The organism is Streptomyces sp. TSRI0107 (assembly GCF_001905845.1).
Taxonomy (GTDB): Bacteria; Actinomycetota; Actinomycetes; order Streptomycetales; family Streptomycetaceae; genus Streptomyces.
In genome coordinates, this window is the sequence record NZ_LIVZ01000009.1 from 76,955 (window position 1) to 103,871 (window position 26,917).

29 protein-coding genes are annotated in these 26,917 nt (G+C 72.3%); 7 read left to right on the top strand and 22 right to left on the bottom strand.

The genetic code is table 11. The features are described from left to right. Positions 1–12: 12 nt before the first annotated feature. The 7 genes from trpM to hisI form a co-directional block, all read right to left on the bottom strand. Positions 13–225 (bottom strand): tryptophan biosynthesis modulator TrpM, encoded by a 213-nt coding sequence (gene trpM, locus AMK31_RS24580; RefSeq protein ID WP_073942804.1) that lies wholly within the window; start codon positions 223–225, stop codon positions 13–15. Between the two features lie 22 nt (positions 226–247). Further along, the gene (trpC, locus tag AMK31_RS24585; protein ID WP_073942805.1) at positions 248–1,057 is read right to left on the bottom strand and encodes an indole-3-glycerol phosphate synthase TrpC; all 810 of its coding nucleotides are present in this window, start codon (positions 1,055–1,057) and stop codon (positions 248–250) included. Between the two features lie 138 nt (positions 1,058–1,195). Beyond that, positions 1,196–1,627 (bottom strand): DUF2752 domain-containing protein, encoded by a 432-nt coding sequence (locus AMK31_RS24590; protein ID WP_073942806.1) that lies wholly within the window; start codon positions 1,625–1,627, stop codon positions 1,196–1,198. An 84-nt stretch (positions 1,628–1,711) separates the two neighbouring features. After that, on the bottom strand, positions 1,712–1,996 hold the full coding sequence (locus AMK31_RS24595) for an HGxxPAAW family protein (RefSeq protein ID WP_073942807.1): 285 nt from the start codon (positions 1,994–1,996) through the stop codon (positions 1,712–1,714). A gap of 164 nt (positions 1,997–2,160) precedes the next feature. After that, positions 2,161–2,811 (bottom strand): TIGR02234 family membrane protein, encoded by a 651-nt coding sequence (locus AMK31_RS24600; RefSeq protein ID WP_073942808.1) that lies wholly within the window; start codon positions 2,809–2,811, stop codon positions 2,161–2,163. A gap of 52 nt (positions 2,812–2,863) precedes the next feature. Continuing rightward, entirely contained in the window at positions 2,864–4,342 is a 1,479-nt protein-coding gene (locus AMK31_RS24605) for an anthranilate synthase component I (protein ID WP_073942809.1), read from the bottom strand. A gap of 11 nt (positions 4,343–4,353) precedes the next feature. Further along, entirely contained in the window at positions 4,354–4,740 is a 387-nt protein-coding gene (hisI, locus tag AMK31_RS24610) for a phosphoribosyl-AMP cyclohydrolase (RefSeq protein ID WP_107468710.1), read from the bottom strand. A 141-nt stretch (positions 4,741–4,881) separates the two neighbouring features. On the opposite strand from hisI, the gene AMK31_RS24615 reads away from it, so the two are divergent. After that, the gene (locus AMK31_RS24615; protein ID WP_073942811.1) at positions 4,882–5,517 is read left to right on the top strand and encodes a TIGR03085 family metal-binding protein; all 636 of its coding nucleotides are present in this window, start codon (positions 4,882–4,884) and stop codon (positions 5,515–5,517) included. Between the two features lie 4 nt (positions 5,518–5,521). Here AMK31_RS24615 and AMK31_RS24620 read toward each other — a convergent pair whose 3' ends face one another. From AMK31_RS24620 to hisD, 10 genes are all read right to left on the bottom strand, one after another. Next, on the bottom strand, positions 5,522–6,760 hold the full coding sequence (locus AMK31_RS24620; protein ID WP_073942812.1) for an MFS transporter: 1,239 nt from the start codon (positions 6,758–6,760) through the stop codon (positions 5,522–5,524). A 14-nt stretch (positions 6,761–6,774) separates the two neighbouring features. Then, entirely contained in the window at positions 6,775–7,365 is a 591-nt protein-coding gene (locus AMK31_RS24625; RefSeq protein ID WP_073942813.1) for an ArsR/SmtB family transcription factor, read from the bottom strand. A gap of 141 nt (positions 7,366–7,506) precedes the next feature. Continuing rightward, a complete protein-coding gene (gene hisF / locus AMK31_RS24630) occupies positions 7,507–8,262 on the bottom strand; it encodes an imidazole glycerol phosphate synthase subunit HisF (RefSeq protein ID WP_073942814.1) in 756 nt (251 codons plus the stop codon). Continuing rightward, complete coding sequence (locus AMK31_RS24635) at positions 8,259–8,663, bottom strand: RidA family protein (RefSeq protein ID WP_073942815.1); 405 nt, start codon at positions 8,661–8,663, stop codon at positions 8,259–8,261. The genes hisF and AMK31_RS24635 overlap by 4 nt, the downstream gene beginning before the upstream one ends. Beyond that, on the bottom strand, positions 8,660–9,385 hold the full coding sequence (priA, locus tag AMK31_RS24640) for a bifunctional 1-(5-phosphoribosyl)-5-((5-phosphoribosylamino)methylideneamino)imidazole-4-carboxamide isomerase/phosphoribosylanthranilate isomerase PriA (protein ID WP_073942816.1): 726 nt from the start codon (positions 9,383–9,385) through the stop codon (positions 8,660–8,662). Before priA ends, AMK31_RS24635 begins: the two co-directional genes overlap by 4 nt. 4 nt (positions 9,386–9,389) lie before the next feature. Further along, the gene (hisH, locus tag AMK31_RS24645) at positions 9,390–10,031 is read right to left on the bottom strand and encodes an imidazole glycerol phosphate synthase subunit HisH (RefSeq protein WP_073942817.1); all 642 of its coding nucleotides are present in this window, start codon (positions 10,029–10,031) and stop codon (positions 9,390–9,392) included. Next, the gene (locus AMK31_RS41080; RefSeq protein ID WP_198948566.1) at positions 10,031–10,195 is read right to left on the bottom strand and encodes a hypothetical protein; all 165 of its coding nucleotides are present in this window, start codon (positions 10,193–10,195) and stop codon (positions 10,031–10,033) included. Before AMK31_RS41080 ends, hisH begins: the two co-directional genes overlap by 1 nt. Continuing rightward, the gene (hisB, locus tag AMK31_RS24650) at positions 10,192–10,785 is read right to left on the bottom strand and encodes an imidazoleglycerol-phosphate dehydratase HisB (protein ID WP_073942818.1); all 594 of its coding nucleotides are present in this window, start codon (positions 10,783–10,785) and stop codon (positions 10,192–10,194) included. Before hisB ends, AMK31_RS41080 begins: the two co-directional genes overlap by 4 nt. Next, entirely contained in the window at positions 10,782–11,888 is a 1,107-nt protein-coding gene (locus AMK31_RS24655; RefSeq protein ID WP_073942819.1) for a histidinol-phosphate transaminase, read from the bottom strand. The genes hisB and AMK31_RS24655 overlap by 4 nt, the downstream gene beginning before the upstream one ends. After that, positions 11,885–13,210 (bottom strand): histidinol dehydrogenase, encoded by a 1,326-nt coding sequence (hisD, locus tag AMK31_RS24660; RefSeq protein ID WP_073942820.1) that lies wholly within the window; start codon positions 13,208–13,210, stop codon positions 11,885–11,887. Before hisD ends, AMK31_RS24655 begins: the two co-directional genes overlap by 4 nt. 178 nt (positions 13,211–13,388) lie before the next feature. Here hisD and AMK31_RS24665 point away from each other — a divergent pair, with 178 nt between their 5' ends. The 3 genes from AMK31_RS24665 to ybaK all read left to right on the top strand — a co-directional run bounded on the left by AMK31_RS24665 (position 13,389) and on the right by ybaK (position 16,326). Next, a complete protein-coding gene (locus AMK31_RS24665) occupies positions 13,389–14,972 on the top strand; it encodes an oxidoreductase (RefSeq protein ID WP_073942821.1) in 1,584 nt (527 codons plus the stop codon). Positions 14,973–15,053: 81 nt separating this feature from the next. Beyond that, positions 15,054–15,794: an LON peptidase substrate-binding domain-containing protein gene (locus tag AMK31_RS24670; protein WP_073942822.1), complete on the top strand. Its 741-nt coding sequence runs from the start codon at positions 15,054–15,056 to the stop codon at positions 15,792–15,794. Positions 15,795–15,822: 28 nt separating this feature from the next. Next, on the top strand, positions 15,823–16,326 hold the full coding sequence (gene ybaK, locus AMK31_RS24675; protein ID WP_073942823.1) for a Cys-tRNA(Pro) deacylase: 504 nt from the start codon (positions 15,823–15,825) through the stop codon (positions 16,324–16,326). 141 nt (positions 16,327–16,467) lie between these two features. Here the strand turns inward: ybaK and AMK31_RS24680 are convergent, their stop codons facing one another. The 4 genes from AMK31_RS24680 to AMK31_RS24695 form a co-directional block, all read right to left on the bottom strand. After that, entirely contained in the window at positions 16,468–17,154 is a 687-nt protein-coding gene (locus tag AMK31_RS24680) for an AAA family ATPase (RefSeq protein ID WP_073942824.1), read from the bottom strand. 34 nt (positions 17,155–17,188) lie between these two features. After that, the gene (locus tag AMK31_RS24685; protein ID WP_073942825.1) at positions 17,189–18,010 is read right to left on the bottom strand and encodes an ABC transporter permease; all 822 of its coding nucleotides are present in this window, start codon (positions 18,008–18,010) and stop codon (positions 17,189–17,191) included. Between the two features lie 64 nt (positions 18,011–18,074). After that, positions 18,075–19,049: an ABC transporter ATP-binding protein gene (locus AMK31_RS24690; RefSeq protein ID WP_073942826.1), complete on the bottom strand. Its 975-nt coding sequence runs from the start codon at positions 19,047–19,049 to the stop codon at positions 18,075–18,077. Between the two features lie 185 nt (positions 19,050–19,234). Next, a complete protein-coding gene (locus AMK31_RS24695) occupies positions 19,235–20,452 on the bottom strand; it encodes an NYN domain-containing protein (RefSeq protein WP_073942827.1) in 1,218 nt (405 codons plus the stop codon). A gap of 246 nt (positions 20,453–20,698) precedes the next feature. On the opposite strand from AMK31_RS24695, the gene AMK31_RS41085 reads away from it, so the two are divergent. After that, the gene (locus tag AMK31_RS41085; protein WP_198948567.1) at positions 20,699–20,863 is read left to right on the top strand and encodes a hypothetical protein; all 165 of its coding nucleotides are present in this window, start codon (positions 20,699–20,701) and stop codon (positions 20,861–20,863) included. 82 nt (positions 20,864–20,945) lie between these two features. Here AMK31_RS41085 and dnaE read toward each other — a convergent pair whose 3' ends face one another. Next, complete coding sequence (dnaE, locus tag AMK31_RS24700) at positions 20,946–24,485, bottom strand: DNA polymerase III subunit alpha (protein ID WP_073943044.1); 3,540 nt, start codon at positions 24,483–24,485, stop codon at positions 20,946–20,948. Between the two features lie 265 nt (positions 24,486–24,750). Between dnaE and AMK31_RS24705 the strand changes: the two genes are divergently transcribed. Further along, entirely contained in the window at positions 24,751–26,079 is a 1,329-nt protein-coding gene (locus AMK31_RS24705) for a DUF2252 domain-containing protein (RefSeq protein ID WP_073942828.1), read from the top strand. A 75-nt stretch (positions 26,080–26,154) separates the two neighbouring features. Next, positions 26,155–26,853 carry a hypothetical protein gene (locus AMK31_RS24710; protein ID WP_073942829.1) on the top strand — a complete coding sequence of 233 codons (699 nt, stop codon included), beginning with the start codon at positions 26,155–26,157 and terminating at the stop codon, positions 26,851–26,853. Positions 26,854–26,917: the final 64 nt, after the last annotated feature.

A 26,917-nucleotide genomic window follows, 5' to 3' on the forward strand; every position in this document is an offset into this window, starting at 1 on the left:
TGTCGTATGGCCTCAGGTCGTCTGTGGCTTTTCGCGCAGTTCCCCGCGTCCCCGAAAGCCCTGCTGCCATCGACGGCCGTTGACCTGCCCCGGTTCGTCACCGATGACGTACCGCACCCGGCGGCCGTGCACCCGGCGGGCGGGGGCACGGCAGCCACGGGGCCGGCAGCCGCGCGCGAGGCGGGCGTACGGGTCCCTGGCGGTCTCGGTGATCGGAGGGGTCATCGTCGGTCAGCCTAGCGAAGGATCAGCCCCGGCCGTGGCGCAGTGCGGGGTGCTCGCCCGCGGCCACCAGGTCGGCGACGGCCGCCTTCGGGTCCTTGCCCGTGACGAGGGACTCGCCGACCAGGACGGCGTCGGCGCCGGCGTTGGCGTAGGCGATGAGGTCGTGCGGGCCGCGCACACCGGACTCGGCGACCTTGACGATGTGGTCCGGGATCTCCGGGGCCACCCGCTCGAAGGTGCCGCGGTCGACCTCCAGCGTCTTGAGGTTGCGCGCGTTGACACCGATGACCTTGGCGCCGGCGTCCACCGCGCGGTCGACCTCCTCCTCGTCGTGGACCTCGACGAGCGGGGTGAGGCCGATGGAGACGGCACGCTCGATCAGCGACTCCAGCGCGGACTGGTCGAGGGCGGCGACGATCAGCAGCGCGAGGTCGGCGCCGTACGCGCGGGCCTCCCACAGCTGGTACGAGGTGACGATGAAGTCCTTGCGCAGCACCGGGATGTCGACGCGCGCGCGGACCGCCTCGAGGTCGGCGAGCGAGCCGCCGAAGCGGCGCTGTTCGGTGAGGACGGAGATGACGGCCGCGCCGCCCGCCTCGTAGTCCGCGGCGAGGCCCGCGGGGTCGGCGATCGCGGCCAGCGCGCCCTTGGACGGGCTGGAACGCTTGACCTCACAGATCACCTTGACGCCGTCGCCCTTGAGCGCGGCGACCCCGTCCTTGGCGGCGGGCGCCTTCGCCGCGCGCTCCTTGAGCTCGTCGAGGCTGACGCGCGCCTGCCGCTCCGCGAGGTCGGCACGGACTCCGTCGATGATCTCGTCGAGCACACTCACGCGAGCGGCCCCCTTCCAGTCGGCTGACTGTCACAGCGGTCGGTCGAAACCTATGGTCATAGCGATGGTATCCGGGATGGGGCGAAGGCCCCGCATCCGGTTGACGCCGGTCCCAGTACCTGGACATCCGTCCGGTGATCAAGGATGCAGCCAGCCACCGAACGGCAGGTTCCGGACAACCGTGAAGACCAGCACCAACGCGCCGACGGCCCACAGGTGCGCGGACCGCAGATCGAGCCGCAGCGGCCGGCCGCGCGCCGCGCGGACCACCCAGACGGTCCACGCCACGGCGAACAGCGCGTAACCGGCGACCGCCACCGCGTTGGCCTGGAGCGCCGCCGCGAGGTCACCGTGGACGACGGCGTGCGCGCTGCGCAGCCCGCCGCAGCCGGGGCAGTACAAGCCGGTGAGACGCAGCAGCGGGCAGACCGGGTAGTGGCCGGGTTCGTTGGGGTCCACGGCCCCGACGTACGCGAAGGCCCCGGCGACGGCCGCCAGCACTCCGGCGGGCACGGCCAGCCGGCCCGCGGCCGGTGTCGTTCTGGGGGTGTCGGCGCTCACGCCTCGCATTGTGCCTCGCGGGGCCCCGGACACGCGTGAGGGGCGGCCCGTGGGCCGCCCCTCGACGAAGTACGCCGCGCTGTGTCGCGCCGGTCAGCTCTCGGCGGCGACGGGCTCACGGGTCGCGGTGGCGGCCGGCTTCACCGTGGTGGCGCCCTGGACCATCTTCAGGGGCTGCGACTTCGGCATGCCCAGGCCCATGGTGCGCATCACGCCGCCCACGACACCGCCGAGGAGCACGATGGCCATGCCGCCCCAGAAGCCCATCGGGTTGGCCATCACCATGAAGGCACCCGCGACGGTGAAACCGATGAAGGCGATGATGACACCGGTCCAGGCGGCCGGGGTGTGACCGTGCCCGTGGCTGCTGTCCGCCATTGCTTGCTCCTCGTAGCCGTGTGCGTGTGTGAGCCTCGCGCTCGTCGTCCATTGTCCCGTACGCGTGCGCGTGCCGTGCGCGGGGGTGGCCCCGGCGTCGCGTCTGTTTCGCCACATCCGGGCGCCGGTCCGGGGCGTCGGCGCCCCGCCGGACGTCAGGCCGGTCAGGCCGGTCCGGTGCCGGTCGGGTCCTCGCCGCGGTCCAGGGCCTTCCACAGGTCCTCGGGCCGGTCCGGGTCGACGGCCGGCGCGGCGCGGCGCGGGCGGGGGGCGCCGGAGCGCTCGTAGCGGCCGGACATCGCGGGCCACAGCCGGCCGTAGCGCAGGGCGAGCAGCCCGGCCAGCAGGATCAGGGCGCCGCCGACGGCCGCGACGTACGGCCACGCGGAGTGGCTGAGCGCGTGCACGGTGGCGGAGGTGTCGCCGGAGACGCGGGCGGCCTGCTCGTCGAGCGCGGAGCTGTCCGAGGCGCCGAGCACGGCGGAGACGACGGTGCCGACGCCGCAGAGCGCGAGCAGCGCCGCGACCAGCAGCCGGCCCGCCCGGCGGACGGCGAAGACGGCGACGAGCGCGGCCAGGCCCACTATGGCCAGGGCCGCGGGGACGCCGGTGACGTCGCTGCCCTTGGCGGTCAGGGGGAAGGCGCCGCCGGCCACCGTCGCGGTGCCCTCCGACCACTGCTGGCGGGTGGCCAGCAGCGCCACGGCCGCGCCGAGCGCGCCGCACAGCAGCGCGATGGCGAGACTCCGGCGTCCGGCCCGCGCGGGTCGTGCGGCTTCGGTACGGGGGTGAGGTACGGCAGTCACGTACTCCACTATCGCCTGAACCCCGGGCGAACCGTCACCCGGGGTTCACGTGATACGCGCCCTACTCACCGAGCCGGTTGGCCGTGTGGACGGCCCTGAGGACCGCGGCGGCCTTGTTGCGGCACTCGGTGTCCTCGGCGACCGGGTCGGAGTCGGCGACGATGCCGGCGCCCGCCTGCACATAGGCGGTGCCGTCGCGCAGCAGGGCGGTGCGGATGGCGATGGCGGTGTCGGAGTCGCCCGCGAAGTCGAGGTAGCCGACACAGCCGCCGTACAGGCCGCGCCGCGACGGCTCCAGTTCGTCGATGATCTGCATCGCGCGCGGCTTCGGGGCGCCGGAGAGGGTGCCCGCCGGGAAGCAGGCGGTGAGCACGTCGAAGGCGGTGCGGCCGGCGGCGACCTTGCCGGTGACCGTGGAGACGATGTGCATGACGTGCGAGTACCGCTCGATGGACATGAAGTCCACGACCTCGACCGAGCCCGGCTCGCAGACCCGCCCCAGGTCGTTGCGGCCCAGGTCGACGAGCATCAGGTGCTCGGCGCGTTCCTTGGGGTCGGCGAGGAGTTCGTCGGCGAGGGCCTGGTCCTCCTGCGGGGTGGCGCCGCGCCAGCGGGTGCCGGCGATGGGGTGGACCATGGCCCGCCCGTCCTCCACCTTGACCAGCGCCTCGGGGGACGAGCCGACGACGTCGAAGCCGTGGAAGCGGAACAGGTACATGTACGGCGACGGGTTGGTGGCCCGCAGCACCCGGTACACGTCCAGCGCGCTCGCCGTGCACGGCGTCTCGAACCGCTGCGAGGGGACGACCTGGAAGGCCTCGCCCGCGCGGATGCGCTCCTTGATGTCCTCGACGGCCGTCCGGAACTCGGGGCCGCCCCACCGCGCGGTGTACTCGGGCAGCTCGGAGGGCGGGAGGACGGCGGGCGGCTGGGCGACCGCGCGGGACAGGTCGGCCTCCATGGCGTCGAGGCGGGCGATCGCGTCCGCGTAGGCCTCGTCGACGCCGGTGTCCAGGTCGTTGTGGTTGATCGCGTTGGCGATCAGCAGGACGGAGCCCTCCCAGTGGTCCATCACCGCGAGGTCGCTGGTGAGGAGCATGGTCAGCTCGGGGAGCCGCAGGTCGTCCCGCTCGCCGGGGCCGATCTTCTCCAGCCGGCGCACGATGTCGTACCCCAGGTAGCCGACCATGCCGCCGGTGAAGGGCGGCAGGCCCTCCTGGTGGGGGGTGTGCAGCGCCTCGATGGTGGCGCGCAGCGCGGCGAGCGGATCGCCGTCGACAGGGACGCCGACGGGCGGCGTGCCCAGCCAGTGGGCCTGCCCGTCGCGCGCGGTGAGGGTCGCCGCGGAGCGGACGCCCACGAAGGAGTAGCGGGACCAGGAGCGGCCGTTCTCCGCGGACTCCAGGAGGAAGGTGCCGGGGCGCTCGGCGGCCAGCTTGCGGTAGAGCGCGACCGGGGTGTCGCCGTCGGCGAGCAGCTTGCGGGTGACGGGGATGACCCGGCGGTCGGTGGCGAGCTTGCGGAACGTCTCGATGTCCATGGCCGCCGTCCTCACTGACCCGGCGCCGGTACGCCGGCGTCCTTGAGCAGCACGTCCTCGTCGAAGCAGGTGCGCGCGCCGGTGTGGCAGGCGGCGCCCACCTGGTCGACCTTGACCAGCACGGTGTCCGCGTCGCAGTCCAGGGCGACGGACTTCACCCACTGGAAGTGGCCGGAGGTGTCGCCCTTGACCCAGTACTCCTGGCGGCTGCGCGACCAGTAGGTGCAGCGGCCGGTGGTGAGCGTGCGGTGCAGCGCCTCGTCGTCCATCCAGCCGAGCATGAGCACCTCACCGGTGTCGTACTGCTGGGCGATGGCGGGCAGGAGCCCGTCCGCGCTGCGCTTGAGGCGCGCGGCGATCTCCGGGTCGAGGCTGCTGGGCGGCGGCGTGCTGGTCATGGATGCCATTGTGCCGCGCGCCGCAGACAGTCCCGGCCCGGCGTCCACTGGTTGGGCAAGGCGGCGCGCAGCGCCTCGTCGAGGGGTGGTGGCCGGGTGACGGGTGGGCGGACTCGTCCGGGCGGTCGTAGGCTGAACCGCATGTCGACCTTTGCCAAGCGTGAACGGCTCCTGCTCGCCGACCTCTTGGAAGCTCTGGGCCCGGAGGCCCCCACCCTGTGCGAGGGCTGGCAGACCCGTGAGCTGGCCGCGCACGTGGTGGTGCGGGAGCGCCGCCCGGACGCCGCCACCGGCATCCTGATCAAGCAGCTCGCGCCGCGCCTGGACAGAGTGATGGACGAGTTCACGGCGAAGCCGTACGAGGAGCTGATCCAGCTCATCCGCACCGGCCCGCCGCGCTTCTCCCCCTTCGCGCTCAAGCAGATCGACGAGATGTCGAACACCGTCGAGTTCTACGTCCACACCGAGGACGTCCGCCGCGCCCAGTCCGACTGGTCCGCCCGCGTCCTCGACCCCGTCTTCCAGGACGCCCTGTGGTCCCGCCTGGAACGCACCGCCCGCCTCATGGGCCGCTCCGTCCCCACGGGCCTCGTCCTGCGCCGCCCCGACGGCCAGACGGTGGTCGCCCACCGCGGCACCCCGGTGGTGACGGTGACGGGCGAGCCCTCTGAACTCCTCCTCTTCCTCTACGGCCGCCAGCGCGCCGCCAAGGTCGACCTGGACGGCGACGCGGACGCGATCGACCGCCTGCACGACAGCAAGCAGCTGGGCATCTGAGACCTCAGAGTTCCGCGCGGCGCACCGCGGACGACCCGAGGCCGACGACGCCCGCCATCGCGCAGACGGCGGCACAGGCCGTGAACACCGGGCCGGTGCCCCACACGCCGATCGCGGCGCCGACCAGCGGCATGGTGAGCGGCGCGACACCCAGGCTGACCAGGCTGGACACGGCCGTGACCCGGCCCAGGCAGGCGGGGTCGGACTCGGTCTGCAGCAGCGCCCCGCACAGGGCGCCGCTCAGCCCGGCCAGCAGGCCGATCACCACTGCGGCGGCGACGGCGGCCGGGACCGAGGGGACGTGGGCGAGCGCCGTGATGGCGCCGGCGCCGCCGACGATGGTGACCGACAGCACCAGCCCGGCGCGCGGTATCCGGCCCCGGACCGCGAGCAGCAGGGAGGCGGCCCCGGCGCCGATCCCGAACCCGGCGAGCACCCAGCCGACGCCGGAGGCGCCCCAGCCGCGCCGGTCGGCGAGCAGCGTCAGGCCCACGTTGAGCGGCCCCACGAACCCGAGGTCGCCGAGGGCGACGACCAGGAGGAGCGGCCCGAGCACCCGGTGCCGCCGGATGTACCGGAGCCCCGCGCGCAGGTCTTGCCGGGCGCCGGGCCGGGTGCCGCAGCCGTCGGGCGGCAGCTCGCCCACCCGTACCGAGACCAGCAGCGGCACCGAGACCGCGATGAGCAGTCCGGCGATCCCGAAGGCCGTGGCGGCACCGCCGAGCGCCACACCGAGGCCGCCCAGGGGGGCGCCCACCACATGGGCGAGCTTGACGACGAGGCCGCGCATGCCCTGCACCCGGGCCAGCTGGTCCCGACGGGTGATCCGGGCGGGGAGGGCCCCCACCGCGGGCATGAAGACGGCGTCGACGGCGCCGAAGAGCAGGGCGAGCAGCGTCAGCGGCCACAGTCCGGGCTCGGCGGCGAACAGCAGCAGGGCCACCGCGAGCACGGCCGCGCAGCGCACGGTGTCGCTGCCGATGACGACCCGGCGCGGCCCGAACCGGTCGGCGATCACTCCCCCGCCCAGCATCAGCAGCGCCCGGGGTACGGCGCTGAGCGACATCACCAGCCCTGCCTGGGCGGGGGTGCCGGCGCGGACGGCCGCCCAGGACAGGGCGATGTAGTAGACGTTGTCGCCGATCGCCGAGGAGGCGTACGCGCCGAGCCAGCGCAGGACGTTGGGGTCGCGGTGGGCGGGTCGGGCGATGTCCGCCGCCGCCGGTAAGCGGGTCGTGGTCATGCGGAAACCCCCGGTCAGACGCGGAACGGGAACGTGTACGTGTGCACCGCGACGTTCTCGCGGCCCGCGCTCTCCCCCGCCGCCTCGGCGGCCCGGCCGCGTTCCTCGTACTTGCGGGCCAGGGCGAGCAGTTCGGCGTTGAACTCGGCCAGTTCGGCGGCGGTGAGGCGCAGCACGGACTCCGCGGAGTCCGCGGAGGTGTTCCACTCGGGGCCCCAGTGCGCCCGCTCGTCGAGGTAGCGGCGGTACATGTCCATGCGCTGGTCGGCGAAGAGCCGGCTGGCCGCGGTGTGCGCGGCTGCCTTCTCCGGGGCGTCCCGGAAGTCCTCGTCGCGGATGCTCACTCCGTCGGAGGCGGGCTGCCACCAGCGTTCCCGCCCGTCCGCGCTCTGCGGTTCGGCCTCCTCGATCAGACCGTGCTCGGCGAGTTTCCGCAGGTGGTAGCTGACGAGCGACACCGCCTCGTCGACCTGTTCGGCGAGCTGGGAGGCGGTGGCGGTGCGCGCCACGAGCAGCCCTCGGTAGAGCTTCATCCGCAGCGGGTGGGCGAGTGCCTTGAGGGTGCCGAGGTCGGTGATCCGACGGCCTCTCTCCTTGTCTGCCATGCCTCCACGGTAGTCAGGAAAGGAAACTTGCACAATAAATATTGCGCAAGTTTCCCTTCGCGTCGGCTCGCGAAAGAGCCCCGGCCGAACGACCGGGGCTCAAGGGCTCGGCGAGCGGGCGGCTCGGGCCGGGGGCCGGGGTCACCTGACCGCGTGCCCGGCCTCCCGCAGCGTCTCCTTGACCTGGCCGATGCGCAGGTCGCCGAAGTGGAAGACCGAGGCGGCCAGGACCGCGTCCGCGCCGGCGGAGATCGCCGGGGGGAAGTCGGTGAGCCTGCCCGCGCCGCCGGAGGCGATCACGGGGACGGTGACGTGCTTGCGGACGGCGCGGATCATCTCCAGGTCGTAGCCGTCCTTGGTGCCGTCCGCGTCCATGGAGTTCAGCAGGATCTCGCCGGCGCCCAGCTCGGCGGCCCGGTGGGCCCACTCGACGGCGTCGATGCCGGTGCCCTTGCGGCCGCCGTGGGTGGTGACCTCGAAGGAGCCGTCCTGCGTGCGGCGGGCGTCCACCGACAGGACCAGGACCTGCCGGCCGAAGCGCTCGGCGATCTCGCGGATCAGCTCGGGGCGGGCGATCGCGGCGGTGTTCACGCCGACCTTGTCCGCGCCCGCGCGCAGCAGCTTGTCCACGTCGTCGGCCGTGCGCACGCCGCCGCCCACCGTCAGCGGGATGAACACCTGCTCGGCGGTTCGGCGGACGACGTCGTACGTCGTCTCGCGGTTGCCGGACGAGGCGGTGATGTCCAGGAACGTCAGCTCGTCGGCGCCTTCGGCGTCGTACACCTTCGCCATCTCGACGGGGTCGCCCGCGTCGCGCAGGTTCTGGAAGTTGACGCCCTTGACGACCCGGCCGTTGTCCACGTCCAGGCAGGGGATGACTCGGACCGCCAGGGTCATGACTGCTCGGCTCCTCTGAATGCTTCTACTTCGACTTCGACCAGGATGCGCGGGTCCACGAAGCCCTCCACGACCAGGAGGGTGGACACCGGCCGCACCGCGTCGAAGATCTCCTTGTGGGCCCGGCCCACCTCGTCCACGTCCCGGACGTGGGTCAGGTACATCCGGGTGCGGATCACCGACCCGACCCCGAGTCCGAACTCGCCGATCGCCTCGATCGCGCTGGTGAAGGCCACCTTGGCCTGTTCGTAGGGGTCGCCCTCGCCGTACAGCACCCGCCCCTTGAAGGACGTGGTGCCCCCCACCAGCACACGGTCGCCCGCCGCGACGGCGCGTGCGAAGCCGAAGGAGTCCTCCCAGGGGCTTCCGCTCTGCACGCGCCGTACGGCTCCGGACGTCATGACGACACCGTCTCCAGGGCCTCTTCGAGGGTGAACGCCTTCGCGTACAGGGCCTTTCCGACGATGGCGCCCTCGACACCGAGGGGCACCAGCCCGGACAGCGCGCGCAGGTCGTCCAGGGACGACACGCCGCCGGACGCCACGACCGGGCGGTCCGTCGCCGCGCAGACGTTCTTCAGCAGCTCCAGGTTGGGGCCCTGGAGGGTGCCGTCCTTGGCGATGTCCGTGACCACGTACCGCGCGCAGCCCTCCTTGTCGAGACGGTCCAGCGTCTCGTAGAGGTCGCCGCCGTCGCGGGTCCAGCCGCGGCCGCGCAGGGTCGTGCCCCGTACGTCCAGGCCCACCGCGATCTTGTCGCCGTGCTCGGCGATGACCTTGGCGACCCACTCAGGGGTCTCCAGCGCGGCCGTGCCGAGGTTGACGCGGGTGCAGCCGGTGGCGAGCGCGGCGGCCAGGGTGGCGTCGTCGCGGATGCCGCCGGACAGCTCCACCTTGATGTCCATCGCCTTCGCGACCTCGGCGATCAGCTCACGGTTGTCGCCGGTGCCGAAGGCCGCGTCCAGGTCGACCAGGTGCAGCCACTCGGCGCCCGCCCGCTGCCAGGCCAGGGCGGCCTCCAGGGGGGAGCCGTACGAGGTCTCCGTGCCGGACTCGCCGTGCACGAGGCGGACGGCCTGGCCGTCGCGGACGTCGACGGCGGGGAGCAGTTCGAGCTTGGCCATGTCTCTACAGGGTTCCGATCCAGTTGGTGAGCAGCTGCGCGCCGGCGTCGCCGGACTTCTCGGGGTGGAACTGCGTGGCCCACAGGGCGCCGTTCTCCACGGCGGCCACGAACGGCTTGCCGTGCGTGGACCAGGTGACCAGCGGTGCGGCCATCGCCGGGTTGGTGGTCTCCAGGGTCCAGTCGTGGACGGCGTAGGAGTGCACGAAGTAGAAGCGGGCGTCCGTGTCCAGACCGGCGAACAGCTCGGAGCCGGCCGGTGCCTCGACGGTGTTCCAGCCCATGTGGGGCACGATGTCGGCTTGGAGCGGTTCGACGCTGCCGGGCCACTCGTCGAGGCCGTCGGTCTCCACGCCGTGCTCGATGCCGCGCGCGAAGAGGATCTGCATGCCGACGCAGATGCCCATCACGGGCCGCCCCCCGGACAGCCGGCGGTCGATGATCCAGTCGCCGCGCGCCGCGCGCAGCCCCTGCATGCAGGCGGCGAAGGCGCCGACGCCCGGCACCAGCAGGCCGTCGGCGTTCATGGCGGCGTCGAAGTCGCGGGTGATCTCGACGTCGGCGCCGGTGCGGGCGAGGGCACGCTCGGCGGAGCGGACGTTGCCGAAGCCGTAGTCGAAGACCACGACCTTCTTCGGGGTGCTCATCAGTTCCACACCTCCAGCCGCATGACGCCCGCGACGAGGCACATCGCGGCGCCGATGGAGAGCAGCACGATCAGGCTCCTGGGCATCTTCTGCTTGGCGAAGGAGATGATGCCGCCGACCAGGAACAGCCCGACGACGATCAGGACGGTCGACAGCCCGTTCACAGCGCGCCCTTCGTGGAGGGAAGGATGCCCACCGCGCGCGGGTCGCGCTCGGAGGCGTACCGGAGGGCGCGGGCGAGCGCCTTGAACTGGCACTCCACGATGTGGTGCGCGTTGCGCCCGTACGGCACGTGCACGTGCAGCGCGATCTGGGCCTGCGCGACGAAGGACTCCAGGATGTGCCGGGTCATCGTGGTGTCGTACTCGCCGATCATCGGCGCCATCTTCTCGGGCTCGGTGTGCACGAGGTACGGCCGGCCGGACAGGTCGACGGTGACCTGGGCGAGGGACTCGTCCAGGGGGACCGTGCAGTTGCCGAAGCGGTAGATCCCCACCTTGTCGCCGAGGGCCTGCCTGAAGGCGGCGCCCAGCGCGAGAGCGGTGTCCTCGATGGTGTGGTGGGAGTCGATGTGCAGGTCGCCCTCGGTCTTCACGGTGAGGTCGAACAGACCGTGCCGGCCGAGCTGGTCGAGCATGTGGTCGTAGAAGCCGACTCCGGTGGAGATGTCGGTCTTCCCGGTGCCGTCGAGGTCTATCTCGACGACGACGGAGGTCTCCTTGGTCGTGCGCTCCACGCGTCCCACGCGGCTCATGTGTTCTGCTCCTTCTTCACTTCACGGACCGCGTCGAGGAACGCGTCGTTCTCCTCCGGGGTGCCGGCGGTGACCCGCAGCCATCCCGGTACGCCGTTGTCCCGGACCAGGACGCCCCGGTCGAGGATCCTCCGCCAGGCCTCGTGGGCGTCGGCGAACCGGCCGAACTGGACGAAGTTGGCGTCGGACTCCGTCACCTCGTAGCCGATCGCGCGCAGCTCGGTGACCAGCCGGTCCCGTTCGGCCTTCAGCTGCTCGACGTAGCCGAGCAGGGTGTCGGTGTGCTCCAGGGCGGCGAGGGCGGTGGCCTGGGTGACGGCCGACAGGTGGTACGGCAGCCGGACCAGCTGGACGGCGTCCACGACCGCCGGGTGCGCGGCGAGGTAGCCGAGGCGCAGTCCGGCCGCGCCGAACGCCTTCGACATCGTGCGGGAGATCACCAGGTGCGGGCGGCCGTCGAGCAGCGGCAGCAGCGAGTCGCCGTGGCTGAACTCGACGTACGCCTCGTCGACCACGACGATCGACGGTTTCGCGGCCTGCGCCGCCTCGTACAGCGCGAGCACCGTCTCGGGCGGGACGGCGTTGCCCGTGGGGTTGTTGGGGGTGGTGACGAAGACGACGTCCGGCCGGTTCTCGGCGATGGCCTTCTCGGCCGCCGCCAGGTCGATGGTGAAGTCGTCGTTGCGCGGGCCGGAGATCCAGCCGGTGCCGGTGCCGCGCGCGATCAGGCCGTGCATGGAGTACGACGGCTCGAAGCCGATCGCCGTACGGCCCGGTCCGCCGAAGGTCTGCAGCAGCTGCTGGATGACCTCGTTGGAGCCGTTGGCCGCCCACACGTTGGCCGGGCCCACCTCGTGGCCGGACGTCTTCGCCAGGTACTCGGCGAGCCGGGTGCGCAGCTCCACCGCGTCCCGGTCCGGGTAGCGGTTGAGGCCGCGGGCCGCCTCGCGCACCCGCTCGGCGATCCGCTCGACCAGCGGCTCGGGCAGCGGGTAGGGGTTCTCGTTGGTGTTCAGCCGTACGGGGACGTCCAGCTGCGGGGCGCCGTAGGGGGACTTGCCGCGCAGTTCGTCCCGGACGGGGAGATCGTCGATGCCAGTCACTTGCCCTGCGGAACCTTCCAGTCGAACCTCGCCTTGATCGCCGCGCCGTGCGCGGGCAGGTCCTCCGCCTCCGCCAGCGTCACCACGTGGTGCGCGACCTCGGCCAGCGCGTCCTTCGTGTAGTCGACGATGTGGATGCCGCGCAGGAAGGACTGCACGGACAGACCCGAGGAGTGGCAGGCGCAGCCGCCGGTGGGCAGGACGTGGTTGGACCCGGCGGCGTAGTCGCCGAGGGAGACGGGCGCCCACGGGCCGATGAAGATCGCGCCGGCGTTCTTCACCCGGTCGGCCACGGCCGCGGCGTCGGCGGTCTGGATCTCCAGGTGCTCGGCGCCGTACGCGTCGACCACCCGCAGGCCCTCGTCGACCCCGTCGACCAGCACGATCGCGGACTGCTTGCCCTTCAGGGCCGGGACGATCCGGTCGTCGACGTGCTTGGTGGCCGCGACCTGCGGCTCCAGCTCCCGCTCCACGGCGTCGGCCAGCTCCACCGAGTCGGTGACCAGCACGGCGGCGGCCAGCGGGTCGTGCTCGGCCTGGCTGATCAGGTCGGCGGCGACGTGCGCCGGGTCGGCCGTGGCGTCGGCGAGGACCGCGATCTCGGTCGGGCCCGCCTCGGCGTCGATGCCGATCTTGCCGGTGAAGAAGCGCTTGGCGGCGGCGACCCAGATGTTGCCGGGGCCGGTGACCATGTTGGCCGGCGCGCAGGACTCGGTGCCGTAGGCGAACATCGCGACGGCGGTGGCGCCGCCCGCGGCGTACACCTCGTCCACGCCGAGGAGCGCGCACGCGGCGAGGATCGTCGGGTGCGGCAGCCCGCCGAACTCGGCCTGGGCCGGTGAGGCGAGCGCGATGGACCCGACGCCGGCCTCCTGGGCGGGCACGACGTTCATGACCACGGAGGACGGGTAGACCGAGCGGCCGCCCGGCACGTACAGCCCCACGCGCTCCACCGGCACCCACTTCTCGGTGACCGAGCCGCCGGGCACCACCTGGGTGGTGTGGGTGGAGCGGCGCTGCGCGCGGTGGACGAGCCGGGCGCGGCGGATGGACTCCTCCAGGGCCGCGCGGACGGCCGGGTCCAGCTCGTCGAGGGCGCGGGTGAGCGCCTCGGCCGGCACCCGGACCCGCTCCAGCTTCACGCCGTCGAACTTCTCGGCGAAGTCGATCAGCGCCGCGTCGCCACGATGATGCACGGCCTCGCAGATCGGACGCACCTTCTCAAGGGCGACGGATACGTCGAAGTCGGCTCGGGGCAGCAGGTCGCGCAGGGCGGGACCCTCCGGGAGGGCGTCGCCGCGCAGATCGATTCGGGAGATCACAGGCCCAATTCTCGCAGACCGGTGACGGCGGCCGTCCGCACGTATCAATGGCTGATACAGAGCGTCCAGCGAACCGGGAGGATTCCCCTCACTTACCGTGTTCCATCTGTCACAGAGCGGGCATGAACAGCTGTACGAAGGGATGAACCCGTGAGTATCCGGGAGGGGAGTGACAGCTGTGACCGAGGGGGCCGCCCTGCGGGCCGGGGACGTTCCGGACGATCTGACCGCCGCCGAGGCCGGCATGTGGCAGGCCTTCCGCAACGGCACCGTCTACGACCTCACCAGCGGTGACGCCGTCGTCGACGATCCGCACGGCGGGCATCCGTGGGGCCCGGAGCGGACCGTGCGGGCCCGCATCGTGTGCTGGCTGCTTCTGGACGGCCCGCCCGCGCTGGCCGGCCGGGTGTCCTCGCTGAAACTGTCCGGCGTGCGGATCAGCGACACGATGGATCTGTCCGGCGGGACCGTGGTGCCGTACGTCGAGCTGACCGGCTGCCGCTTCGAGCGGGAGGTCAGACTGCCGGAGGCCCGCTTCAGCACCGTGCGCCTGGTGAACTGCTCGGTGCCGCGGCTGGAGGCGGCCCGGGTGCACACCGAGGGCGACCTGCATCTGCCGCGCAGCCGGTTCCTCGGCGGGATGCGGCTCACCGACGCGCACATAGGCACCGACCTGCTGCTGAACCAGGCGATCGTGTACCGCGACCGCAGCGGCCGCTCCATCGCCGGGGACGGTATGACCGTCGGCCAGGACCTCCAGGCCGAGCTGCTGGAGTCGCACGGCGAGATGAGCCTGCGCGGCGCCACCGTCGGCGTGTCGCTCAGCCTGCGCGGCGCGCGGCTGCGCAACCCGTACGGCAGGCTCGCGCTGAACGCGCCGCAGCTGACCGTCGAACGGACCCTGTACCTCACCCCGGCGGGCGTCGGCAGCCTCCAGCTGAGCGGCCGGACGCCCGCGCAGGGGACCCGGATCCAGCGGTTCGAGTGCCAGGGCGGGCTGCGGCTGGACGACGGCCGGTTCGGCGACGCGGTCGACTTCGACGGCGCCCGCCTCGTCCTCGACGACGACCAGGAGCTGTCCCTGCGCCGCGTCCAGGTGCCGGAACTTCGCTTCCTCGGGGACGGGCCGCAGCGCGGCAAGGTGGTGCTGTCCGGCGCGCGGGTCGTCAACCTCGTCGACCGGGCGAGCAGCTGGCCGGGCCCCGGCCGCCTGCACATGCCGGGCTTCACCTACGAGAACCTGGTCCCGCAGGGGCCGTTCCCGCTCGCCGAGCGGCTGGAGTGGGTGGCCGCGGCCACCGCCGAGTACAACCCGGACCCGTACGAACGCCTCGCCTCCGTGCTGCGGGCCGGCGGCGAGGACGAGGACGCCCGCGAGGTGCTGCTCGCCAAACAGCGGCGACGGCGCGAGACGCTGCCGCCCGCGGCCAAGTTCTGGGGCTACGCGCAGGACTGGACCGTGGCCTACGGCTACCGGCCGGGCCGCGCCGCGGTGTGGATGGCGGTGCTGTGGGCGGCGGGCTCCCTCGCCTTCGCGTACGCCGGGCGGCCCGAGGCGGCCGGCGGCAGCGCCGCGAAACCGCCCTGGAACCCGGCCCTGTTCGCCCTCGACCTGCTGCTGCCCGTCATCGACCTCGGCCACGCGGGCGGCTGGCAGCTGCGCGGCGGCTGGCAGTGGCTGGGCGCGGCGATGATCCTGCTGGGCTGGGTCCTCGCGACGACGGTCGCGGCCGGGGCGACCCGGCTGCTGAGCCGGAACTGACCGGGCGGGACAGGGCCCGGCCCGCCCGGTCCGCGGGCGGGGCGGACACGCCGCCCTCCGCGACCATTAGGCTTTTGCGTCGTGACCACCGTCCGGCTGCCGCTCTTCCCCCTCAACTCGGTGCTGTTCCCGGGACTCGTCCTCCCGCTGAACGTCTTCGAGGAGCGCTATCGCGCCATGATGCGCGCGCTGCTGAAGACCCCCGACGACGAGCCGCGCCGGTTCGCCGTCGTGGCGATCCGCGACGGCCACGAGGTGGCCGCGAGCGCACCGGGCATGCCCGACCCGACCTCCCTGCCGGAGCGCGGCCCCGCCGCCGGATTCGGCCCGGACCCCGTCAAGGCGTTCCACGGCACCGGCTGCATCGCCGACGCGGCGACCATCCGGGAGCGGGCCGACGGCGGCTTCGAGGTGCTGGCGACCGGGACCACCCGGGTGCGGCTGCTGTCGGTGGACGCGTCGGGGCCCTACCTCACGGCCGAGCTGGAGGAACTGCCCGAGGAACCCGGCGACGAGGCGGGGGCGCTGGCCGAGGGCGTGCTGCGGGCGTTCCGGCAGTACCAGAAGCGGCTGGCGGGCGCGCGGGAGCGGTCGCTGGCGACCGGCGGGGACCTGCCGGACGAGCCGTCGGTGGTGTCCTACCTGGTCGCGGCCGCGATGATGCTGGACATCCCGACCAAGCAGCGGCTCCTTCAGGCGCCGGACACCGCGTCCCGGCTGCGCGACGAGCTGAAACTCCTTCGCGCGGAGACGGCGATCATCCGTACGCTGCCGTCGCTGCCCGCGGTGGACCTGACGCGCGGCCCCACAAGCCTGAACTGAACCCCGAACTGGACGAGCGGAAGCCCGGATGGCGAAGAAGTCGAAGAAGCAGCAGCAGTCCGGCGGCACTCCGGCGACGGTGGCGTTGACGGCGGCGGGCGTGGAGTACACGGTCCACGCCTACGACCACGACCCCTCCCACCCGTCGTACGGCGAGGAGGCGGCCGAGGCGATGGGCGTCTCCCCCGAGCGGGTCTTCAAGACGCTGGTCGCCGACGTCGACGGCAGCCTCACCGTGGCGGTGGTGCCGGTCGCGGGCCAGCTCGACCTGAAGGCCCTCGCGGCGGCGGTCGGCGGCAAGCGCGCGGCCATGGCCGACCCCGCCCTCGCGGAACGCACCACCGGCTACGTCCGGGGCGGCATCTCCCCCCTGGGCCAGCGCAAGAAGCTCCCGACGGTCCTGGACGCGTCGGCCTCGTCCCACGCGACGATCTGCGTCTCGGCCGGCCGCCGTGGCCTGGAGGTGGAACTGTCCCCCACGGCCCTGACAAAGCTCACGGACGCGGTGGTGGCCCCGATCGGCCGGACGTAGCGCTTTGCGCTTGGCCGCAGGGCGGGCCTTCACCTAAACCGCGGGCATTCGTGCCGCCCAGGGCGGCACGGGTGGGCGCGGGCGGCACCCCGTCGCGCCGGGCCGCGCAACACCCCGCCCCAGCGAAAACGCCGGCCCAGCTCAGCCCTGCCCCGCCGCAGCCCCCTTCGGCCCGTACCCGTACGGCACCTCCGGATCCCGGGGCCCGAACAGCGCCGTGAGCCCGAGGTGTACCAGCAACGCGGCGAAGGACCACGTCAGCAGCGCCCCCTTCGCGCCCAGCTTCACCGGCGCGGAGAACGTCACCCCCCGCCCGGCCTCCTTCGCGTGCGCCAGCACGTCCTGCGACGGTCCGAGCCACACGCCGACCCGCCACGCCACCAGCGATCCGAGCAGCCCTCCGACGCCCAGCGCCAGCACCAGCGGCACTCCGCCGCGCCGCCGCAGCAGGAACACCACCACGCCGGTCAGCACACCGAACGCCAACGCGAGCAGGGTGAACGTTCCGTCGACGCCGACCGCCTGCTCGCCCTCGGTGTCCTTGACGTACACGACCCAGCTGCCGTCGATCACTTCCCCGACCAGCGGCACCCGGGGCGCCAGCCAGTTCCACAGCACCCCGAGCAGCACCCCGGCGAGTGCCGCCGCCACCGTGATCACCGCGGCGTCCCGCACTTCGGTCTTCATCCCGGGGCCGTCCTGTCCCTGCCCTCCGTGGGCTCCGTACGCCACTGCCCCGTACCCGGCGCCGGCGGCACCCGAGGGCGGCCACCGGCCGTGCGAGGAGTGTTCGTGCGGCGGCGGAGGCGGAGTCAACGGTGCTGTCACCCTGACATCGTGCCAGGCCCGTCCACCGGGCGCGTCACCGGACGGCGGCCCGCCGATACGCCCAGGTGGCGACGGCCAGCGAGATCACTCCGACCCCCGCGCACACCGCGAGGTCCACCGCCACGACGGCCCAGTCCGGGTCGGCCGCGAAGGTCCGCGCGTAGGCCTCCACCCCGTACGTGGACGGCAGCAGGTCCCGCGCCAGCCGGATGATCTCCGGCATCCGCTCCGGCGGCAGCACCCCGAGCAGCAGCGCCGCCGACATGCCCAGCTGCCCGAGCAGGGTGGCCAGCTCCGGCCGCGGCGCGAGCAGCCCGCATGCCGCGCCGAGCCCGGCGAGCGCCGCGCCGGCGAGCGGGACGACGGCGAAGAGGATCCACAGATGGGTCAGCGGCAGCCCGAAGAGGACGCAGCCGAAGACGGCGGTCACGAAGGTGCCGGGCACGGTGAACGAGGCGTACGCCCCGGCCGCCCCGAGCACCACCGCCGCGGGCGGCACCGGCAGGGTGGCGTAGTGGTCGAGCCCGCCGGTGGCGCGCAGCTGCCCGAAATACTGCGCGAGCAGGTTCAGCGCGACGAAGGCGACGACCACGACGGAGGACCCGGCGACGACGGAGTGCGCCTCGCCGCCGCCGTCCACCACTCCCCGCATCATGATCATGATGCCGATGGACTGGAAGGTGGCCACGAACAGCAGCGGGATCCGCGCCACCCGCGCCCGGGACAGCTGGGCCCGGTACACGGCGGCGAGCGCCGGCCACAGCCGGGCCGGCGGCGCCAGCTCGGCGGCCGGACGGTCCGCCCCGTCCGCGGCCACGGCACCGCCCGGCAGAACCTCTGCGGGTACGACACTCACGTCGTGCTGCTCCTCTTCCCTGCGGCGGTGGCCCTGTTCCGTACGGATGCGGCGGCCCGGCTGCTCATGCCTTCACCAGTCCCTGCCGCGCGGCCCCGCCGAGCGCCATGTACACGTCCTCCAGGCTCGGCGTGGTCAGCGTGAAGTCGTCCAGCGCGGCGAAGGCCGCCCCGCCGGTGACGGTGGAGACGACCGCGCGGGCCTCCTCGGGGGCCAGCCGGAGCGTCCAGCGCCGTCCGGCCTGCTCGGCCCGGTCCTGGAGCGCGGCGACCTCCGGCACGTCCAGCGGTGCCCGCTCCCGCCACACCAGGTCGACCCGCACCTCGCCGGCGACCTGCTCCTTGAGCCCGGCGGGGGTGTCGCAGGCGATCACCCGGCCCTCGTCGAGCACCGCGACCCGGTCGAGGACGGTCTCCGCCTCGATGACGTTGTGGGTGACGAGGACGACCGTGGTGCCCCGCTCGGCGCGCCGCCGGTCGACGGCGGACCACACCGCCCGGCGCGCCACGGGGTCCATCGCGGTGGTCGGCTCGTCGAGCACCAGCAGCGGCCGCTCCCCCACCAGCGCGGCGGCGAAGCAGGCCAGCCGCCGCTGCCCGCCGGAGAGCTTGCGCAGCGGCCGCCCGGCGATCGGCGCGAGCCCGAGTTCGTCGAGGACGGCGTCCCGCTCGGCCCGCGCCCGGCGCACGTCCAGCCCGCGCAGCCGCCCGGTGGTCTCGGCGGCGAGGGAGACGGTCAGGTCGTCGAGGGCGGTGGACTCCTGGCCGAGGTAGGCGAGGATGCGGGAGGCGCGCTCGGGGTGGCGGACGATGTCGTGGCCGAGGATCTCGACGCGGCCGCTGTCGGGCCGCATCAACCCGGTGAGCTGGCGTACGAGGGTGGACTTGCCGGCGCCGTTCGGTCCGAGCAGCCCGAAGATCTCACCGCGCCGCACGTCCAGCCGTACGTCGTCGGTGGCGCGCACCTCGGGGGTGCCCGGAGTGCCGCGCCGTCCCCGCGTCGCGGGGTACGTCTTGGTCAGTCCGCGCACCGCGCACACGACCTCATCGCTGTCCCCGAAGGCCTGTCCCGCGCGCGTACTCACAAGGGACGAGACTACGGGGTCCCGGACCGGCGGCCGAGCCCGGGGCGCCGTCCGCGCCCAAAAACCACCGTTACCGATAAATCCGCCGCTTTCCGCGGGGCCGTCCCGGGCCGCGTTCCGCGGGGCCGTCCCGGGCGCCGCTACTCGCCCGCCGGCGCGTGTTCCACGCCCGTGCGGCCGTCGACCTCGCGCCAGAACCCGGCCCGGATCGCGTACCGGTCGTGCTCGTCGATCTGGTCGTCCTTGTGCGCCAGCAGCCCGAACCGGGCGGCGTAGCGCAGCAGCTCGCCGTCGATGCGGTGCGGGATGCGCGGGTACATGCCGGACAGCCGTTGCAGATGCCCCTGGTCGCCAAGCCGGGAGATCCAGCGCCGCGCAAAGACCTGCCCGACCTCGTACGGGTCGCCGCCGACGGTGGTGATGTCCTCCTCCCGGTCGGCCCACCGCTGCTCGGCGGTGGTCAGCTGGGCGAGGGTCGGCATGGAGACGGCCTCGGGGGGCTCGGCGGTGACGCCGGGCCGGTCCACCCACCCCTTGTCGGAGGACCAGCGCAGGGTCGCGGTGGCGGGATGCCGGTCCGCGGGCTGGGCGCCGTGCGCGCGCAGCGCCGCCAGGTCCTTCGGCGTCGGCACGCCCTTGGACGCCGGCACCCGCTCCTCCGCGCCGTTCTGCGCGGCGGCGGGCGCCGGGTGCGGGGGTTCCTCGGTGGTGCGTTCCGCCGCGCCGAGCGCCGACTCGGGCAGCGGCGCGGACAGGATCGCGGCGATCTCCGGGCGCGGCACGGGCGGCGGCGCGCAGACTCCGCCCAGTTCCTTCGCGCGTACCGCCTTGGTGATCCACGTGCGGTCCAGCACGCGCCGCTCGTCGGCCTCGGCGACCAGGTCCTCGGACTGGTTGTAGTCGCCGTCGGCGGCCTGCACGGCCCACAGGTGGACGGCGACCCCGTGCTCCTTGGCCGCCATCATGCCGGGCAGCAGATCGCCGTCCCCGGTCACCAGCACCACGTCGGAACAGGCCCGGTTGCGGGCGAGTTCGGTCAGTTCGGCGTGCATGGCGGCGTCCACGCCCTTCTGGGCCCAGCGGCCGTCGCTGCGGGTGAGCGCGCCCAGCCGGACGGTGACCCGGGGCATCACCCGCAGCCGGCGGTGCTCGGGTTGCGGGACGCGGTCGGGGGCGCCGTCGAACCAGTAGATGCGCAGCAGCGGCTGCTGGGTGTCCGACTCGGCGCGTTCTCGCAGGCCCTGGATGAGGGCGGTGTGGTCGACGGTGATCCGGGACCTCGACGGCTCTCCGGCGAGGAGGCTGGCGGCGGCCCCCAGCAGATACCCGGCGTCCACCAGGACGATGCAGCGGTCCACGCGACTCACCCTCTTCCCGGGAGGTTTGCTTCGGGCTTCCTTCGAGTCTGCCCGACCGCGCGGGGGTTAACGGCCCGAACTCGATCTTCGGCGTGGCGTTTATGCGAATCGGCTCGCGGCCGCGCCCCTGGCGCACGCCGACAAGCCCTGTTACAGACGGTAATTGTCCGACATGCGCTGCGTGTCGGCGTATGTGAATCTGAACGCGGCCCTGGCCCCTAGATCCCCCAAGGGAGGCAGATCCCCATGGCCAAGAACAAGAACCGTGACCGTAAGCAGCCCCAGTCCGAGCGCGGGCGGCAGCAGGCCCAGCAGAGCACGATCGAGCCGCAGGCCGAGCAGGACGCCCAGCAGACGAGCCCCGGCGACTACGCCCACAAGGGCCGGCAGAAGCGCTTCGGCCACAACTGACATCCGTGTGACGGGCGTTGAGGCCCAGGCACAGACCGAGGGGCGCATCCCGGCCGGGATGCGCCCCTCGTGGTGGGTGCGGTCAGCCCGCGAGGCAGGACGGTCCGAGCAGCACCTTCAGGTCGCCGAAGAGCGCCGGGTCCGGCTTCACCCGGTGCCGGTCCAGGCGCAGCACGGTCGTCTTGGTCGGGCCCTGGAGCTTGATCCGCACCTCGCTGTCGCCCTTGTGGTGGGTGAGGATCTCACCGAGGCGGCTGACCATGGGCGGGGTGACCCGGGTGGCCGGGATGGTGAGCACCACGGGCGCGTTGGTGCCGGCGTTGGACAGGTCGGGGACCATCAGCTCCATGGCGACCAGCCGGGGCACGTCCTCCCGCTTGTCGAGGCGGCCCTTGACGAACACCACGGCGTCCTCGACGAGTTGGGTCGACACCAGCTGGTAGGTCGCCGGGAAGAACATGCACTCGATGGAACCGGCCAGGTCCTCGACGGTGGCGATCGCCCAGGCGTTGCCCTGCTTGGTCATCTTGCGCTGGAGGCCCGAGATGATGCCGCCGATGGTGACGACCGCGCCGTCCGCGTGCTCACCGCCGGTGAGCTGGGCGATGCCCGCGTCCGCCTTGTCGGACAGCACGTGCTCCAGACCGAAGAGCGGGTGGTCGGAGACGTACAGGCCGAGCATCTCCCGCTCCTGGGCGAGCAGATACGTCTTGTCCCACTCGTCGGTGGAGAACTCCACGTCGAGCCCGAAGCCGGGTTCGCCGCTGTCCTCCTCGCCCATGCCGCCGAAGAGGTCGAACTGGCCCTCGGCCTCCTTGCGCTTGACCGCGACCACGTTGTCGATCATCGGCTCGTACTGCGCCGTCAGGCCCTTGCGGGTGTGCCCCATGGAGTCGAAGGCGCCGGCCTTGATCAGCGATTCCGTGGTCCGCTTGTTGCAGACGACCGCGTCGACCTTGTCGAGGTAGTCCGGGAAGGAGGAGTACTTCCCCTTCGCCTTGCGGCACTTGATGATCGACTCGACGACGTTGGTGCCGACGTTGCGGACGGCGGACAGGCCGAAGAGGATCACGTCGTCGCCCTGGGCGGCGAAGTTGGCCTCCGACTCGTTCACGTTCGGCGGCAGCACCCGGATGCCCATGCGGCGGCACTCGTTGAGGTAGACCGCCGACTTGTCCTTGTCGTCCTTGACCGAGGTGAGCAGCGCCGCCATGTACTCGGCGGGGTGGTTCGCCTTGAGGTAGGCGGTCCAGTACGAGACCAGGCCGTACGCGGCGGAGTGGGCCTTGTTGAACGCGTAGCCGGCGAACGGGACCAGCACGTCCCAGAGCGCCTGGATGGCCTCGTCGCTGTAGCCGTTCTTGCGGGCGCCGGCCTGGAAGATGACGAAGTTCTTCTCCAGTTCCTCCGGCTTCTTCTTGCCCATCACGCGGCGGAGGATGTCGGCCTCGCCGAGCGAGTAGCCCGCGATGATCTGGGCGGCCTTCTGCACCTGCTCCTGGTAGACGATCAGGCCGTAGGTGACGTCCAGGACCTCCTTGAGCGGCTCCTCCAGCTCGGGGTGGATCGGCGTGATCTCCTGCTGGCCGTTCTTGCGCAGCGCGTAGTTCGTGTGGGAGTTCATGCCCATCGGGCCCGGGCGGTACAGGGCCGACACGGCGGAGATGTCTTCGAAGTTGTCCGGCTTCATCAGCCGGAGCAGCGAGCGCATCGGGCCGCCGTCGAACTGGAACACGCCGAGGGTGTCGCCGCGCTGGAGCAGGTCGAAGGTCGTGGGGTCGTCGAGCGGGAGGCTGAGGAGATCGATGTCGATCCCCTTGTTGGCCTTCACCATCTTGACGGCGTCGTCCATGATCGTGAGGTTGCGCAGGCCCAGGAAGTCCATCTTCAGCAGGCCGAGCGACTCACAGCTCGGGTAGTCCCACTGCGTGATGGTGACGCCGTCGGTGTGCCTCACCCAGACCGGGACGTGCTCGGTGATGGTCTCGCTGGACATGATCACGCCGGCCGCGTGCACGCCCATCTGCCGGACCAGGCCCTCCACACCGCGCGCGGTGTCGATGACCTTCTTCACATCCGGCTCGTTCTCGTACATCGACCGGACCTCGCCCGCCTCCGAGTAGCGGGGGTGGTTCGGGTCGGTGATGCCGGACAGCGGGATGCCCTTGCCGAGGACGTCGGCGGGCATGGCCTTGGTGATGCGGTCGCCCATCGCGTACGGGTAGCCGAGCACGCGCGCGGAGTCCTTGATCGCGTTCTTGGCCTTGATGGTGCCGTACGTGCCGATCATGGCGACCTTGTCGGCGCCGTACTTCTCCGTCACGTACCTGATCACCTCGACGCGCCTGCGCTCGTCGAAGTCGATGTCGACATCGGGCATCGAGATGCGCTCGGGGTTGAGGAACCGCTCGAAGATCAGGCCGTGCGGGATCGGGTCGAGGTCGGTGATGCCGAGGGCGTAGGCGACGATCGAGCCGGCCGCGGAGCCACGGCCGGGGCCGACGGCGATGCCCTGCTTCTTCGCCCACATGATGAAGTCGGCGACGACGAGGAAGTAGCCCGGGAAGCCCATCGAGATGATCGTGTCCATCTCGTACTCGACCTGCTTCATGCGGTCGTCCGGGATGCCGTCCGGGAAGCGGCGCTGCATGCCGCGCATGGTCTCCTCGCGGAACCAGCTGACCTCGGTGTAGCCCTCGGGGATGTCGAACTTGGGCATGAGGTCGCGCTTCTCGAACATGCCGGTGGTGTCCACCATCTCGGCGATGAGCAGCGTGTTGGCGCAGCCCTCCTGCCAGGCGTCCGAGGAGTCGATGGCGTACATCTCCTCCGTGGACTTCAGGTAGTAGCCGGTGCCGTCGAACTTGAAGCGGTCCGGGTCGGAGAGGTTCTTGCCGGTCTGGATGCACAGCAGGGCGTCGTGCGCGCCCGCCTCGTGCGCGTACGTGTAGTGCGAGTCGTTGGTGACCAGCGGCGGGATGCCGAGCTTCCGGCCGATCTCCAGCAGGCCGTCGCGGACCCGGTGCTCGATGTCGATGCCGTGGTCCATCAGCTCCAGGAAGTACCGGTCCTTGCCGAAGATGTCCTGGTAGTCGGCGGCGGCCTTCAGAGCCTCGTCGAACTGTCCGAGCCGCAGCCGGGTCTGCACCTCGCCCGAGGGGCAGCCGGTGGACGCGACGATCCCCTCGGACCACTTGGAGATCGTCTCCTTGTCCATCCGGGGCCACTTCTGGAGCCAGCCCTCGGCGTAGGCGTCGGAGGAGAGGCGGAAGAGGTTGTGCAGCCCCGTCCGGTTCACGGCCCACATCGTCTTGTGGGTGTAACCGCCCGAACCGGAGACGTCGTCCCGCTTCTGGTGCGGCTGGCCCCACTGGATCTTGCGCTTGTTGCGCCGGGACTCGGGGGCGACATACGCCTCGATCCCGATGATCGGGGTGATTCCGGCCTTCTTCGCGGAGTGGAAGAAGTCATACGCGCCGTGCAGGTTGCCGTGGTCGGACATGGCGATATGGGTCATGCCCATCTCGTTGCACGCGTTGAACATGTCCTTCAGCCGCGCGGCACCGTCCAGCAGCGAGTACTGGGTGTGGACGTGCAGGTGCGTGAACGGCGGCTTGGACACGGCTGCGGCCTCCAATTGTTAGATGCGGCGCGAAGCGCCTCGTTCAGGGGTGGCGGTCGGGCGACGGGTGGGCGTGGGTCGACGGGGGCCCGACAGGCTGCGGACAGTCTGGGGGACAGCGTCGAAGTCTATGCCTCGGGACTGACAACCCGCGGGCACTCACGCGTACCGTCGGACGTTGGAAGGTGACGGACACCGTGTCCGAATCCTGTCCCATTCCCGTCCGCACAGGTCACGCACCACCCGTACCAGGAGGCACCCAGCGATGTCGTTCCCGCAGCTCAGCGACGAGCACCGCGGCGAGGAGATCCTTGCCGTCCTCGACACCGCATTCGGCGAGCTCCTGGCCGCCGACCCGGCCGCGTTCCGGGTGAAGTTCCGGAAGATGGCCGCGTCCGCGTTCGCCTTCTACCGGGGCACGGCGGCGCTCTTCTACCACGACCTGGACGAGGAGAAGCGAGGCGGCCCGTACCTGGACGAGCGCACCTCCCGGGTGTGGATCCACGGTGATCTCCACGCCGAGAACTTCGGCACGTACATGGACTCGACCGGCCGCCTGATCTTCAACGTCAACGACTTCGACGAGGCCTACGTCGGCCCCTTCACCTGGGACCTCAAGCGCTTCTCCGCCTCGATCGCGCTGATCGGGTACGCCAAGGCGCTCAGCGACGAGCAGATCACCGAGCTGGTGCGGACCTACGCGGCGGCGTACCGCGAGCGCATCCACGCCCTGGCCACCGGCGCCAAGAGCGACGAGGTGCCGCCGTTCACCCTGGACACCGCCGACGGCCCGCTGCTGGACGCGCTGCGCGACGCCCGCTCGCTGACCCGGTTCGGGCTGCTGGACTCGATGACCGAGATCCGCGACTTCGAGCGCCGCTTCGCGCCCGGCGGCGGCGCCGTCGAGCTGGACGCCGCCACCCGCTACAAGGTGCTGGCCGCCTTCGACGGCTACCTGGAGACGCTGCCGGAGACCTCCCTGGCCCGCCCGGACTCCTACCGCGTGAAGGACGTCGTCGGCCGCCGCGGCATCGGCATCGGCTCGGCGGGCCTGCCGTCGTACAACATCCTGCTGGAGGGCCACAGCGACGCCCTGGAGAACGACGTCGTGATCTACATCAAGCAGGCCCAGACCCCGGCCGTCTCCCGGCACGTCACGGACCCGTCGATCCGCGAGTACTTCCGGCACGAGGGCCACCGCACGGTGATCTCCCAGCGCGCCCTCCAGGCGCATGCCGACCCGTGGCTGGGCTGGACCGAGCTGGACGGCGCGGGCCAGCTGGTCGCCGAGGTCTCGCCGTACGCGGTCGACCTGGACTGGGGCGACATCGACGACCCGGAGGAGATCGCGGCGGTCGTCGCCGACCTGGGCCGGGCCACGGCCACCATGCACGCGGCCGCGGACGACGAGAGCGGCCACTCCGACCTGGTGCCGTTCTCCACCGAGCGGGCCATCGACGCGGCCCTCGCGGGCGACGAGGAGAGCTTCGCGCCGCTCCTGGTGGACTTCGCGCACGACTACGGGGCACGCGCGCGTGCCGACCACCAGATCTTCCTCGACCTGTTCCGCAACGGCCGGATCCCCGGCCTGTAGCACCGGTCCGCCCGGCTCCCTCACAGGAACCCTTTAGGGGTCCCTTACGGGAGCCCATGACACACTCTCCAGACGATGGACATATCCGGGACCCAGCTCAGAGCCGTACGCGCGGCGCTGTTCACGGCGATCGTCGTGACGCTCAGCACCGCGTCCCACGTGCTGCTCTCCGGCGTCCCGCTGCCCGTGGGGACGGTGGCGGCGATCGCCGCCGCCGTGTTCCTGATCGCGTACGCGCTGGCCGGCCAAGAGCGCGGCTTCGGCCGGATCGCGGCGCTGCTGATCCCGCTGGAGCTGGCCGCCGACACCGTCTTCACCGCCGGCCAGCACGCCTGCTACGGCCGCGCGGGCGGCCCGGTCGCCGGTCCGCTGCGCTCGGTCGGCCTGGACGTGCTGTGCGCCGGCGAGGTGGGCGGCCCACTGGCCCGGATGGCCGGGACGACCGGCACCGACCGGGTCGCCGCGCTGCTCGCCGACGCCCACCCGGAGACCGCCTGGCTGCTGCTGGGCGCGCATGTCGGCGTGGGTCTGCTGGCGGCGGCGTGGCTGCGCCGCGGCGAGCGGGCGCTGGCCCAGCTGCTGCACGCGATGACCGCGACCACGTTCCGGCCGCTGCTGTTGGCGGCCGCCGCGGTGGCGGCCCGGCCGGCCCCGGCGGTCCGCCGGCTGCCGCGCCCCGCGCACCGCACCGCCCCCGTCCGTGACCTGCTCCTCGCGCACTCCCTGGGACGGCGTGGACCGCCGTGCTCGGCCACCGTCGCTCTCGCCGCCTGAGCGAAGCGACACATCCGAACACGAGCAGTCCTTCGTCCGTATCCGCGCACACCGGTGCGCGACC

Bases quoted from the DNA above. Each gene is read 5' to 3' on its own strand.
- trpM (WP_073942804.1), bottom strand. From the start codon at position 225: ATGACCCCTCCGATCACCGAGACCGCCAGGGACCCGTACGCCCGCCTC.
- AMK31_RS24590 (WP_073942806.1), bottom strand. From the start codon at position 1,627: ATGCGAGGCGTGAGCGCCGACACCCCCAGAACGACACCGGCCGCGGGC.
- AMK31_RS24595 (WP_073942807.1), bottom strand. From the start codon at position 1,996: ATGGCGGACAGCAGCCACGGGCACGGTCACACCCCGGCCGCCTGGACC.
- AMK31_RS24605 (WP_073942809.1), bottom strand. From the start codon at position 4,342: ATGGACATCGAGACGTTCCGCAAGCTCGCCACCGACCGCCGGGTCATC.
- hisI (WP_107468710.1), bottom strand. From the start codon at position 4,740: ATGACCAGCACGCCGCCGCCCAGCAGCCTCGACCCGGAGATCGCCGCG.
- AMK31_RS24615 (WP_073942811.1), top strand. From the start codon at position 4,882: ATGTCGACCTTTGCCAAGCGTGAACGGCTCCTGCTCGCCGACCTCTTG.
- AMK31_RS24620 (WP_073942812.1), bottom strand. From the start codon at position 6,760: ATGACCACGACCCGCTTACCGGCGGCGGCGGACATCGCCCGACCCGCC.
- AMK31_RS24625 (WP_073942813.1), bottom strand. From the start codon at position 7,365: ATGGCAGACAAGGAGAGAGGCCGTCGGATCACCGACCTCGGCACCCTC.
- hisF (WP_073942814.1), bottom strand. From the start codon at position 8,262: ATGACCCTGGCGGTCCGAGTCATCCCCTGCCTGGACGTGGACAACGGC.
- AMK31_RS24635 (WP_073942815.1), bottom strand. From the start codon at position 8,663: ATGACGTCCGGAGCCGTACGGCGCGTGCAGAGCGGAAGCCCCTGGGAG.
- priA (WP_073942816.1), bottom strand. From the start codon at position 9,385: ATGGCCAAGCTCGAACTGCTCCCCGCCGTCGACGTCCGCGACGGCCAG.
- hisH (WP_073942817.1), bottom strand. From the start codon at position 10,031: ATGAGCACCCCGAAGAAGGTCGTGGTCTTCGACTACGGCTTCGGCAAC.
- hisB (WP_073942818.1), bottom strand. From the start codon at position 10,785: ATGAGCCGCGTGGGACGCGTGGAGCGCACGACCAAGGAGACCTCCGTC.
- ybaK (WP_073942823.1), top strand. From the start codon at position 15,823: ATGGCGAAGAAGTCGAAGAAGCAGCAGCAGTCCGGCGGCACTCCGGCG.
- AMK31_RS41085 (WP_198948567.1), top strand. From the start codon at position 20,699: ATGGCCAAGAACAAGAACCGTGACCGTAAGCAGCCCCAGTCCGAGCGC.
- AMK31_RS24705 (WP_073942828.1), top strand. From the start codon at position 24,751: ATGTCGTTCCCGCAGCTCAGCGACGAGCACCGCGGCGAGGAGATCCTT.
- AMK31_RS24710 (WP_073942829.1), top strand. From the start codon at position 26,155: ATGGACATATCCGGGACCCAGCTCAGAGCCGTACGCGCGGCGCTGTTC.